Here is a 12160-nt window from a genome sequence, read left to right as displayed (position 1 = left end):
GCAAGCTTTTTGACGGTCAGCGCTGCGTCTCGGGCCAGGTCTTGAACGGCGCTTTCGACAGGCTGGCGTTGAAATAGCGTGGGTCCTCAGAGACCTCATCCAAGGCCCAATCGGGCCGCTCGAAAGTCTCGCCCTCGTGTTTAAGCTCGATCTCGGCCACGACGAGGCCCTCGTTGTCGCCGTGAAAGACATCGATCTCCCAAATATGGCCGCCAAATTCTTGCTTGTAGCGCGTTTTCTCGATCGCCCCCGGCAGGCAGAGATCGTCCAACATCGATGAGGCGTCCTCGAACGGGATCTCATATTCAAATTCCGCGCGGCTGATATGTCCGGGGCCTTTAATTGTGAGATAGGCCTTCGATCCCGCGGTGCGGATGCGAACCACACGATCCTTCTCGGTCGAGAGATAACCCTGCCGGATGGCGACGCCCTCATCCTGCAGCCGCCAGCGCGAAACATTGACGCGGAACTTGTGTTCGATCTCCTGACCCATCTGTCCCTCAAAATGTTGACGCGGTAGCTGTCGCCCCCGATACTTGCCGCATGGAAATTCCACAAAGGCCGCGTGTCGGCCTCTTCGTCACCTGCCTTGTCGATCTGTTTCGCCCATCGATTGGCTGGGCGACCGTCAAGCTGCTCGAAGATGCCGGCTGCCGCGTCGAAGTCCCAGCGCAAACCTGCTGCGGGCAGCCTGCATATAATTCTGGCGACCGGCGCTTGGCCAAGGAACTCGCAAGGCCGGTGATCGAAGCCTTCGCACCATACGATTATGTGGTCGCTCCGTCCGGCTCCTGCGCCGGAATGCTCGCCAAACATTATCCGGCACTTTTCGCCAATGACCCCGATTTTGAAGCCGAGGCACAGGCGTTCGCCGCCAAGGTCTATGAACTGTCAGCCTTTCTTGTCACGGTCTTGAACGTCACGCAGGTCGATGCCGAATTTCCACGCCGCGTGACCTATCATGACGCCTGCTCCGGCCTGCGCGAACTGGGCATCGCCGCGCAACCGCGCGAGCTTCTCGGCTCGGTGCGCGGGCTCGATCTTGTCGAAATGGACGATCACACGCGCTGCTGCGGCTTCGGCGGCACGTTCGCGGTGAAATATGGCGAGATCTCCGCTGCGATTGTCGATGAAAAAGCCGATGCCGCCGAGAAAAGCGGCGCATCCGTTCTGCTCGCCGGCGATCTCGGCTGTCTGATGAACATCGCCGGACGGCTGGCGCGCAAAGGTAGCGCGATCGAGGTTCGCCATTTCGTCGAGGTGCTTGCCGGGATGACCGATCAACCGGCGATCTGCGAGGCACGGAAAAGATGAGCGCGCCGCTCAGCGCTGCAGAGTTCACCGCGAATGCGCATCGTGCGCTTGGCGACACGCAATTGCAGCACGCGCTGCATAATTCGCGCGACGGATTCATTCTCAAACGCGCCAAGGCCATCGCGCGCCTGCCGGAATTCGAGGCTTTGCGCGATGCGGCGCGCGATATCAAGGCACATACGCTGGAGTATCTCGATCTTTACCTCGAAGCCTATGAGGCGAAGGTTTTGGCTTCGGGCGGCATAGTGCATTACGCCGCAACGAGCGAAACCGCCAATTCCATCGTCCTCGATATCTGTCAGCGGCACGGCGCGAAAAGCGTCGCCAAGGGCAAGTCGATGATCGGCGAGGAAATGGGCCTCAATGCAGCCCTCGAAGCGGCGAGCATCGAACCCGTCGAGACGGACCTTGGCGAATATATCATCCAGCTTCGCCATGAGATGCCGTCACATATCATCGCCCCCGCAGTGCATCTGACGAAGGAACAGGTCGCAGCGGATTTCCGTCGTGTACATATCGATTTGCCACATGACCGCGATCTTACAGAACCTTCCTCGCTGCTGACCGAAGCGCGTAAAATCCTGCGCGAAAAATTCCTCGCCGCCGACGTCGGCATCACTGGCGCGAATTTCCTGATCGCGGAAACCGGCACATCGATCATCGTCACCAACGAGGGCAATGGCGATCTCTCGCAGAGTCTTCCGAAGGTCCATATCGTCCTTGCCTCGATCGAAAAGCTGGTACCGACGCTGGAAGACGCCGGCGAACTGCTTCGCGTGCTGGCGCGTTCTGCGACCGGGCAGGACATGTCGGTCTATACGACGCTCTCGACCGGTCCGCGCCGGCCGGCCGACCCCGATGGTCCGCAGGCCTATCATGTCATCCTGCTCGACAATGGCCGCACCAAAATGCTCGGCAGCGATTTCGCCGAAATGCTCCGCTGCATTCGTTGCGGCGCCTGCATGAACCATTGCCCGGTCTATCAATCCATCGGCGGTCACGCCTATGGCTCGGTCTATCCGGGACCGATGGGCTCGGTGCTGACGCCGGGCCTCTTCGGCCTCGATCATTCGTCCGATCTGCCCAACGCCTCGACGCTCTGTGGCGCGTGCGAGAGTGTCTGCCCGGTGCGCATTCCCCTGCCGAAATTGCTGCGCGATTGGCGCACGCGCGCGTTCAACCGCCATATCGGGCCGGAGTCGCAGCGGATCGGGCTCGCCTTCTGGGGCTTTTTGGCCAAGCGGCCGGCGCTCTACGGTTTCGCCGCGCGGATGGGCATGTGGGCACTCGCGCTGCTCGGACACGCGGGAAAATTCCGCGCGCTACCGTTCGCTGACGGTTGGACCGCAAGCCGCGACTTCCCAGCACCGCAAGGCGGGACGTTTCAGGCGCAATTTTCTGCGCTGAGGAAAAGACCTTGAGCGACCGGGCGAAGATTTTCGGCGATATTCGCCGTGCGCTCGGTGTCACGGGCAATGAGGATGCACGGCGCCGGGCGGTCGCGGCGCGGTTCGCTGCTACGCCTGAGGGTGTCGTCCCGGCGCGAGGGCAAACCGCCGATCCCGCCGCGCTCTTTCGTGCCGAAGCTGAGCGCGTGTTCGCGACCGTCGAACATGTCACGACAGCGGCCGAGATTCCGGCGCGGATCGCGGATTTCCTGCGCGCGAGAAATCTGCCGCCGCGTCTGCGCAAGGGCGAAGACCTGTATCTTGCCGCTTTGCCTTGGACAGCGGCGACGCTGACGCTCGACGCTGGCCCGGCGCAAGCGGACGATGTTGTCAGCCTTTCGCACGCCTTCGCCGCCATCGCGGAGACTGGAACGCTGGCGCTCGTCTCCGGGCGGGATAATCCGACGACGCTCAATTTCCTGCCCGAGACGCATATCGTCATCATCGAGGCTGGCAGGATCGTCGGCAATTACGAGGCGTTCTGGGAAATGCTGCGCGCCGCCTATGGCGAGGGGGCGATGCCACGCACGGTGAATTTCATCACCGGCCCATCGCGCTCGGCCGATATCGAGCAGACTCTGCTCCTCGGCGCGCACGGCCCCCGCACGCTGCACATCATCATCGTCGACGCACCGTCTTGAGGTAATATCTCTATAAAATTTATATACTTTTCTGCTTTATTAAGCGACTCAGCTCTAGCTTCAAACAAATGCGCGTTTCGCGCCGGAAACAAATAATGAAGCCGACGATCAGCTTGGTGGTGTACGCGCTGGCCGCGATCATTTTCGCGTGCTTCATCGCGATCGCCGCCACGGCATATACGCCGTTGGCGATCATTGGCGTGGCGACGACGAGTGTATTGATCGCCTTTGTAGCACTGCGCGTTTTACGGCCCTTGCGTCAGCTCACGCAAGCGATGAAGACGCTCGCCGCCGGCGATGCAGCGGCCTCCATCCCGATCTTTTCCGCAGCAGGTGAAATTGGCGACATGGCGCACGCGCTCGTTCTCCTGCGCGCCGTACTGATCGAGGCCGAGCACCTGCGCGAAGCCCAGAGCCTGGAGCAGCGCCAGCGCGCCGACCGCATCGCCCATCGTCATCGCGTCACCGGCACTTTTGCCGAGCGTGTGCAGCGGCTCGCGGCGACCTTTTCGCATTCCTCGGATGCGGTTGCGCAGTCCGCCCAGCACCTTTCCATCACGGCGGAAGATACAGCGCAGCAGGCTCATAACGTCGCCGGCGCAGCCGACGAAACTGCCGAGAGCATTCAGGCCGTCGCCGCCTCCGTCGAGCAGCTTTCGGTGTCGATCGGCGTAATCAATTACAAGGTCGCGGGATCGGCCGATACGGCCATGCACGCCTCGGTCGAGGCGGCACGCACCGACGCCAGCGTCAAGCTGCTCGTCTCGGCGGCCGAAAAAATCGAAAATGTTGTCGAACTCATCAAGAAGATCGCTGAGCAAACCAACCTTCTCGCGCTCAACGCGACGATCGAGGCAGCCAAGGCCGGCGAGGCCGGTCGCAGCTTTGCCATCGTCGCCTCCGAGGTCAAACAATTGGCGCGCCAAACTGCCAGCGCGACCGGCGAGATCAGCACCAAGGTCGTAGAGATTCAGACCGCCATTCTCGGCACCACCGGCTCGATCGGTAAGATGCTGGCCACAATCGCCTCGATCCGCGAGGCCGCGGGGCTCATCGCGCAATCGATGGAAGAGCAGAATTCGGCAACGCGCGAAATCGCCGAAAATACCCAGCGCGTCGCCCGCGGCACCGAGGACGTGAACGTCAATATCGCCGGCGTCAGCGAGGCGGCCAAGCTGACACAATCGGCGGCCAGACAACTCACCGCACTGTCATCCTCATTGTCTGGCGGCGCGACGAGTCTGCAGCGGGAAATCCTGCAATTCGTCGAGGACATTCAGCGCGACGACCCATTCCGCATGGATTTTCGCCCGGCGGCGTAAGCGGCCGGTTATTCCGCCAGCACCCGCGCCGGTGGGAAGGCCACCTCCACGAAGGTGCCCTCGTCCTTCTTGCTCTTGATCGTGAAATAGGCCCGGTTGGCCTCGACAAGCGCCTTGGTCAGCGGCAGGCCAAGGCCGGTGCCATTCGTCTGACGCGAGGTCGTCAATTGGCGGAAAGGTTCGAGCGCCGTCTCGATGTCTTTGTCAGACATCCCGATGCCGGTGTCGCGGACACGGATCACCGCATTGCCGGTATCGGTCAGCGCCGACGCGATGATGACCTGGCCGCCGGGCTCGTTGAACTTCACCGCGTTCGACAAAAGGTTGAGCAGGATCTGACGCAGCGAGCGTTCGTCGGCGACGATCTTGGGCAGATGCGGCGCGAGCGAGAGGCGCATGATGATGCGCGCCTGATTAGCCTGCGGCTGCATGATGCCGACGGCCTCAGAGATCGCCCGATTGATGTCGACCGAGACGAACTGCAAGTCCATCTTGCCCGCCTCGATCTTCGAGAGATCAAGCAGATCGTTGACGAGGCTCATCACATGCGCGCCGGACGTATGAATGTCGCGCAGATAATCGCGATAGCGTTCGTTGCTCACAGGGCCGAAACGCTCTTCCAGCATCACTTCGGCAAAACCGATGATGGCGTTGAGCGGCGTGCGGATTTCATGGCTGACCTTGGCCAGAAAATCGGACTTCAACGCGCTTGCGCGTTCGGCCTCCTGACGCGCCTGTTTAAGTTCTTCCTCAACTTTCTTCCAATGCGTCATATCCCTGAAAAGGGCGCAGAATTTCTGCTGCGCCGGATCAGCCTTCGCCGGCCCGACACGGCTCAACGTCATGAAGATCGGGATCAAGCCGCCCTGCTTGGCGCGGCCGGTGATCTCGCGGCCATCGTTGAGAAGGCTCGCGACGCCGGTCGATTTCATGCCGTCGAAATAGTCGAGCACTTTGCTCTGGCTGTCGGCGGCGATGAGGACGGTGAGCGGCTGGCCGACAACTTCGCTCTGGTCGTAGCCGAAAAGCGCTTCGCCGGATCGGTTGAGGGTCACGATCCTTCCGTCCGGACCGAGGATCACAAGGCCGTCAGTCGCGGTATCGAGGATGGCGCTGAGTTCGCGGGCCTCGCCTTTTTGCGTGCGCAGATCGGCCTCGAGCTGCGCGGTCTGGTCGGGCTTTTCGTCGCGGCGCAATGTCAGCAAAGTCGCCGGCAGATGATCCCATTCGGTCGCCTGCAGGCGCGCCCGCGCCGACAGCGTCTCGCCAGAAGCCGTGCGCACGCCGATCACGTCGGAGCCATTCGGCGCGAGATGAAACAGCCGCGCCATGCCGCCGGCTGCATGAAACGCATCCTCGTCGGCAAAGCCCAACAGATCGAGCAGTGTGCGATTGGCGTAAATCGCGACATTGTCGCGGCTCACCAGAATACCGAGCGGCAGGCGGTCGAGAATCGACGCGGCATTGCCGCTGAGCGCCGGCGAAAACGCGTGTTCAGACTCGGGCTCGATCGGCGGCGGGGAGTCTTCCGCGAGCACATCGCCGATGGCCCGGAACGCCGAGGCCTCGTCGTGCGACAGCAAGCCCTCTTCTTCTAGTTCCTCGCGCGCTTCAGCCAAAGGCTCTGAAATCTCCGGCACGCTTGGCGGCGGCTCTGCCGCGATCGGTGGCAGTTCATCCGCGATCGGCTGCGGCTCATCCGTCTTCGGTGTCGGGACCGGATAGAGCGTCACGACATTATGCGCTGCAAGCGTCGCTGCCGGTTCTAGGACAGCCTCGGGCGTCGTGTCGACGGGCAAATCCGGCACCATGGCTGGAGCCGCCTCGGCGGGAATCGGCAGCTCTTCCATGAAGGCGCGCGGCGCACTTGCCGTCAGTCGATCGATGTAGATGACGCCGAAGCCGCGATAACCGTCGAATCGCCGTTCGCGGTCGAACGCCGGAAGACCGCCGAGCCCAACAGGCACGGCCGCGGCGGCACCCGCGATCGGCCACAAAACTTCGACGCCGCTGAAGGTTTCGCGCCGGGCGAAGGCGCGCGCCAACGGCCCTTGCGGTTCCTGATCGAGATATTTGGCGACGTCGGCGAAATCCTTGCCGAGAATATTGGCGGCCTCGGTGCCCACCACGTCGGCCAGCGGCGGCGTAATCTCTGTGACCTTATCGGTGCCGTCGGTGCGCCAGAGAAACCGGACATTGGTGCGTGCGCCAATGCGGCCCGCGAGCAGCTTGCGTACCTCGTCGAGGTCCAGCACAGGCGGCAACGCGATAGGGCTTACGACCTCGACTTCCGCCGGCGGCGGTTCCGCAGCCGCCTGGCGCCGCGCCAGAAGCGCGCCGACACCGAGAGAGGCGGCGACATAGAGCGATCCGTGCCCGGCATCCGCGATACGGCGGCAGAGGAACGTGATGGTCTCGCTTTCCGGCGTCAGCGCGAAATTCAAACGCTCAAGCCGTGGCGCGCCGTCGAGCGCCAAGGTCTGCGCCTGAACACCGATTCGCCTGGCACCGGCGTCCGCGCCGCCAAAGAGCCGCGCTGTCAGGGCCGCGAGGTCTGGGACCTCGAACAGCGTCAGCATCGTCTGGCTGGCAGCAATGATTCGGTAGGCATCGCCCGCTGGAGCGGCGACGAAAAACGGGATCGCCTCGTCACGGAGGGATAAAGCCCGGAGTGCAGTCTCAATTGCCTGGGGGCTGATCCCGGGCTCGCTGACATAGGCAATCATCGCGGCAGAGGCTCTCTTCCGTCGTATCCTTCGGCCCCCTCCGCCGCCACGGATAGCCTTAACAAGGTCCTAAAGCCTCGTCCGGCGGCGGTCCATTAATCCCTAGCATTTCTGCCCAAGTTGATCGATTCATGCTTAATGTGCGGGAGGGGCAAAAACACATTTCCTTGTGAGCTGCCTTAAGATCGTATCTGGCCTGCACCGCGAAGCCTTGCAATGCCGCGGCGATCGCCATAGTTTCCGCCGCGAAAACCCTTATGCCGCCATAGCTCAGTTGGTTAGAGCGCTAGATTGTGGATCTAGAGGTCCCCCGTTCAAACCGGGGTGGCGGTACCATCAAGCGACTTGCCATGTCCCTGAATTCAAAAGTCGAGGCCACGCCTCCGTACGGCGCGGCAAATACCGAGACGACTCTTTTCACGCTCCTGTTGATGCTGAGCGGCGCGCATCTCCTGAACGATACCGTTCAGTCGCTGCTGCCCGCCGTCTACCCCATCCTCAAGACCTCGTTCCGGCTCAGCTTCAGCCAAATCGGCCTGATCACGCTTGCCTTCCAGCTCACCGGCTCGCTGTTGCAGCCGTTGATCGGGCTCTATACGGACAAAAATCCGAAGCCTTATTCGCTGCCGGTCGGCATGACGGTGACCCTCTGCGGTCTGCTTCTGCTCGCCTTTGCCGGGAACTATTATTCGGTTCTGATTGCGGCCGCGCTCATCGGCGTCGGCTCCTCGGTGTTCCACCCCGAATCCTCGCGCGTCGCGCGTTTGGCGTCCGGCGGCCAGCATGGGCTCGCGCAATCTTTGTTTCAGGTCGGTGGCAACACGGGTCAGGCCATGGGCCCGTTGCTCGCCGCGCTTTTCGTCGTGCCGTTCGGGGAAAAGGCGATCGCCTGGCTCGCGCTCCTACCGCTCACCGGGATTTTTCTGCTTTCTCACATCAGCCGCTGGTATGCCGCACGGCTCGCCGCCATGCCGAAGCGGGCGAAGACGCTCGTCGGTGGCCATGGGCTGACACGCAAGCACGTTGCGGGCGCACTCGCGGTCCTGCTCGCGCTGATGTTCTCGAAGTTCGTCTACCTTGCGAGCTTTACCAGCTATTACACGTTCTATCTCATCCAGAAGTTCCATGTGCCCGTGCAGACGGCGCAGATCTGCCTGTTCGTCTTCCTCGGCGCTTCGGCGCTCGGCACTTTCTTAGGCGGCCCGATCGGCGACCGTATCGGCCGGCGTTATGTGATCTGGGGATCGATCCTCGGCATATTGCCCTTCACGCTCGCCCTCCCCTACGTGAATTTCCCGGCGACGATCGTGCTGAGCTTCATCATCGGCTTCGTTCTGTCCTCGGCTTTCGCGGCGATCATCGTCTATGCGCAAGAACTCTTGCCCGAACGCATCGGCGCGGTCGCTGGACTTTTCTTCGGGCTGGCGTTCGGCATCGCGGGTCTCGCGGCGGCTGTGCTCGGCGTGGTCGCGGATGCGACGAGCATCACCTTCGTCTATCACGTGACAGCCTTCCTGCCGCTGATTGGCGTCCTTGCCTATTTCCTGCCGCGGAATCTGTAAGCGCCAGCCAATTTCACAACAGGATTGCCGCCCCGCGATGTCGTGATCTTCGCGCCGATAGACTTTTCGCGCGGCGCGGCGCAAAAAGTCGACCGTAGGCCGGGTTTCGCGGCGCGACTGGGAGAAGATGATGACGGCGGCGGCATTCCTGGCTCTCGTCCTAAATGCGCATCAGCCGGCGATCCAACCGGTGCATGAAATCTACCGGCCGCCGCTGGCGAGCTTCGACCTGCTCGTCGAGCATGACAGCGTGCGCGTCCTCAATGCACGCAATGTCGGCGTGTCATTGCGCAATTCGGAATATACCGATCTCGATATTTCGCACTCTTTCCACGTCGCCTGCGCGCTGCCGATGAATTACGGCCTGTGGCGCGTGCGCGCCTGGGCGGACACCGTCTATAATCTGCTGCCGGTGACGATCGTTGAATATAAATATTACGATCCGACCTACGTCGAACTTGAGATCGAACCGTCAACTTTCACCGACGCGATCGACGGTAACGGCACCGGCCAGCACCGGGTGCATATTGATTTCTACGCTCGGGTAACGCCCCAAGCTCCGGCTTTCGGATTCGGCTTATTCCAATAAGTCGGTGTAGGACAACTTCCCGGCCGCAGCATATTTACGCCGCAGCGGCCGCAGCACGAAGATCGCAAGCAGCGCGGTCACGATATTGAGCCCGGCTGCAATCAAGAAAACGAGATGCCAGCTACCGGTCCATTCGGTGAGCTTGCTTGAAAACGGCACGAGCAGCGCGGCGGTGCCCTTCGCCGTATAAAGCAGGCCGGCATTCGTCGTCGCGAACTTCGAGCCGAAGGAATCCGTGCACGTTGCCGGAAACAACGAATAGATTTCGCCCCAGCCGAAGAAGACGAGGCCGCTGAGCACCACGAACAGGCCCGGCGTGTGGCCGTATTTGCTCAACGCGAGGATCGCCAGACCCTCGACGCCGAAGGCGATGAACATCGTGCTTTCGCGACCGATCCGATCCGACACCCAACCGAAGAACGGCCGCGTCAATCCATTGAGCGTTCGGTCGAGCGCCAACGCGAACACCAACGCCGGCATGGTGAAGGCAAAGAAGCTGACGGGCACTTTGGCAACGCCGAAATCCTTGGCGATCGGGGCAAGCTGCGCGGTCGCCATCAAGCCGCCAGCGGCCATCATCACGAACATCGCGTAGAGCAACCAGAACAGCGGCGTGCGCAGCATTTCCTTGGGCGCGAATTGACGCCCCTGCTCGCCGGCGGCAAGCGCGGCTTGATATGCATCGTCCTTATTCGGCGAACGCAGCAGCAGTGCGCAAATACAGACGACGATGCCCTGGATGATGCCGAAATAAAGAAACGCGTTTTGATAGCCGTGCGCTGCGATGACATGCGAGATCGGCACGATGGTCAAAGCCGAGCCGATGCCGAAACCCGCGGCGGTGAGCCCCGCCGCAAGGCCGCGATGGTCGGGAAACCACTTCACCGCATTGCCGACGCAGGAGCCGTAGATCGCGCCGGCGCCAATGCCGCCGATCGCCTGGGCGATGTAAAGGCCGGAGAGGCCGGTGATCTGGGAGTTCAAAGCCCACGCGATGCCGACGAGCACGCCGCCGAAAATGACGAGCGGTCGCGGGCCAAACAGATCTTCGAAATAGCCTTCAAAGGGAACAAGCCAGGTTTCGCAGACCACGAAAATGGTGAAAGCGACCTGGATCGAGGCCATCTTCCAACCGAACGCGTCGTGGAGCGGGCCGACAAAGAGTGTCCAGCCGTACTGCAAATTGGCGATCATCGTCATGCAGACGATGCCGATCAACAATTGCACCCAACGATTGGCGCTACTGTTTTCAGAAACGATGACTTCTTCCCCCGCAGCAACGCTCATTTTCTACGCGCCCCTTTTTGTAATGGCGCGGGAATGTGCCGACAGAAACGGCGCCACGCAACAATTTTTTCGGCGGTCGAGCGCCAAAAGCCGATCGTTTGCAATGTTTTGCGATGCAGCATATTCGCTAAGTGAGCATTTTCACGCACCCGCAAGGGTGGACAAAGCCATCTGAGATGCGGCATTGACACGCCAGATATATCCCGGCGCAGCCGCCGATCCCTGCGACCATCGCTGGAAGGGTTTCGATTGATGAGAATATGCGTAATTGGTGCTGGCGCGATTGGCGGCCTGCTCGCGGCGAAACTCGCAGACGCAGGCGAGGACGTCAGCGTCATCGCTCGCGGGCCGCATCTTGCTGCGATCAACGCCAACGGTTTGAAACTGATCGAAGGCGACAAGGAAATTGTCGCCAAGGTCAAAGCCTCGGATCGCATTGCCGATGTTGGCACGCAGGATCTCGTCATTCTCGGCATGAAGGCGCATCAAGTTGCCGCTGTCGTGCGCGATCTTCCCGCGCTCTATGGGCCGGAGACCAGTGTGCTGACGGCGCAGAACGGCATTCCGTGGTGGTATTTCTTCAAACATGGCGGCGCGCATGAAGGCGTGCGGCTCGAAAGCGTCGACCCGGGCGGTGTCATTGCCGACAATCTGCCGATCGAGCGCGTGCTCGCCAGCGTCGTCTATCCGGCGGCAGAGATCGAGCGCCCTGGCGTCATCAAGCACATCGAAGGTTATCGTTTCTCGCTCGCCGAAGTCGATGGCAAGCCGACTGAGAGGCTGGAGATCATCGCCGCGGCCTTCACCAGGGCCGGGTTCAAGGCGCCGATCGTCGCCGATATCCGCACCGAGCTTTGGACGAAGCTTTGGGGCAATGCGACGTTCAACCCGATCAGCGCGCTGACCCATGCGACACTTGAGGACATCTGCCGCTTTGGCCTGACGCGCAAGCTGGCGGAGGACGTGATGCGCGAGGTGAAAGCGATCGGCGAGGCGCTGGGGATTCGCTTCCGTATCCCACTCGAAAAGCGCATCTCGGGTGCCGAGGCCGTCGGGCCGCACAAGACCTCGATGTTGCAGGATGTCGAAACCGGACGCGCACTCGAAGCCGACGCCTTGCTTGGCTCGGTGATCGAACTCGGCCGCATCGTCAGCGTGCCGTCGCCACATCTCGACGCGCTTTATGCCGTCGTCAAACTTCTCGGAAAAACCTTGGCCGATCACAAAGGCCGCCTTGTTGTCGAGCCGGCCTGATCCGGCGCTTTATTGGG

General features: G+C 61.6%; 10 protein-coding genes and 1 tRNA gene. 8 read left to right on the top strand and 3 right to left on the bottom strand.

Annotated elements, in window-relative coordinates; genetic code table 11:
- Window positions 1-16 precede the first annotated feature (16 nt).
- Window positions 17-493, bottom strand: coding sequence for a CYTH domain-containing protein (locus tag WDN02_RS10820; protein WP_337293496.1), 477 nt, complete (start codon window positions 491-493; stop codon window positions 17-19).
- A 50-nt stretch (window positions 494-543) separates the two neighbouring features.
- On the opposite strand from WDN02_RS10820, the gene WDN02_RS10815 reads away from it, so the two are divergent.
- The 4 genes from WDN02_RS10815 to WDN02_RS10800 all read left to right on the top strand — a co-directional run bounded on the left by WDN02_RS10815 (window position 544) and on the right by WDN02_RS10800 (window position 4725).
- A complete protein-coding gene (locus tag WDN02_RS10815; protein WP_337293495.1) occupies window positions 544-1314 on the top strand; it encodes a (Fe-S)-binding protein in 771 nt (256 codons plus the stop codon).
- Window positions 1311-2735, top strand: a complete 1425-nt coding sequence (locus WDN02_RS10810) for a LutB/LldF family L-lactate oxidation iron-sulfur protein (RefSeq protein ID WP_337293494.1) — start codon at window positions 1311-1313, stop codon at window positions 2733-2735. The genes WDN02_RS10815 and WDN02_RS10810 overlap by 4 nt, the downstream gene beginning before the upstream one ends.
- Window positions 2732-3403, top strand: a complete 672-nt coding sequence (locus tag WDN02_RS10805; RefSeq protein WP_337293493.1) for a lactate utilization protein — start codon at window positions 2732-2734, stop codon at window positions 3401-3403. Before WDN02_RS10810 ends, WDN02_RS10805 begins: the two co-directional genes overlap by 4 nt.
- 95 nt (window positions 3404-3498) lie before the next feature.
- Complete coding sequence (locus tag WDN02_RS10800) at window positions 3499-4725, top strand: HAMP domain-containing methyl-accepting chemotaxis protein (protein ID WP_337293492.1); 1227 nt, start codon at window positions 3499-3501, stop codon at window positions 4723-4725.
- A gap of 8 nt (window positions 4726-4733) precedes the next feature.
- Here WDN02_RS10800 and WDN02_RS10795 read toward each other — a convergent pair whose 3' ends face one another.
- The gene (locus tag WDN02_RS10795; RefSeq protein WP_337293491.1) at window positions 4734-7451 is read right to left on the bottom strand and encodes an ATP-binding protein; all 2718 of its coding nucleotides are present in this window, start codon (window positions 7449-7451) and stop codon (window positions 4734-4736) included.
- Window positions 7452-7710: 259 nt separating this feature from the next.
- Here WDN02_RS10795 and WDN02_RS10790 point away from each other — a divergent pair.
- From WDN02_RS10790 to WDN02_RS10780, 3 genes are all read left to right on the top strand, one after another.
- Window positions 7711-7787: transfer RNA gene (locus WDN02_RS10790), tRNA-His, on the top strand.
- A 14-nt stretch (window positions 7788-7801) separates the two neighbouring features.
- Complete coding sequence (locus WDN02_RS10785) at window positions 7802-9013, top strand: MFS transporter (RefSeq protein WP_337293490.1); 1212 nt, start codon at window positions 7802-7804, stop codon at window positions 9011-9013.
- A gap of 130 nt (window positions 9014-9143) precedes the next feature.
- The gene (locus tag WDN02_RS10780) at window positions 9144-9602 is read left to right on the top strand and encodes a hypothetical protein (protein WP_337293489.1); all 459 of its coding nucleotides are present in this window, start codon (window positions 9144-9146) and stop codon (window positions 9600-9602) included.
- Here the strand turns inward: WDN02_RS10780 and oxlT are convergent.
- Window positions 9591-10889 carry an oxalate/formate MFS antiporter gene (oxlT, locus tag WDN02_RS10775; protein ID WP_337293488.1) on the bottom strand — a complete coding sequence of 433 codons (1299 nt, stop codon included), beginning with the start codon at window positions 10887-10889 and terminating at the stop codon, window positions 9591-9593. The genes WDN02_RS10780 and oxlT overlap by 12 nt on opposite strands.
- Window positions 10890-11141: 252 nt before the next feature.
- Between oxlT and WDN02_RS10770 the strand changes: the two genes are divergently transcribed.
- Window positions 11142-12143: a 2-dehydropantoate 2-reductase gene (locus WDN02_RS10770; protein ID WP_337294920.1), complete on the top strand. Its 1002-nt coding sequence runs from the start codon at window positions 11142-11144 to the stop codon at window positions 12141-12143.
- The last annotated feature ends 17 nt before the right edge of the window (window positions 12144-12160 follow it).

It is taken from the genome of Methylovirgula sp., assembly GCF_037200945.1.
Lineage (GTDB): Bacteria > Pseudomonadota > Alphaproteobacteria > Rhizobiales > Beijerinckiaceae > Methylovirgula.
This window is presented reverse-complemented; position numbering and strand designations above follow the sequence as displayed.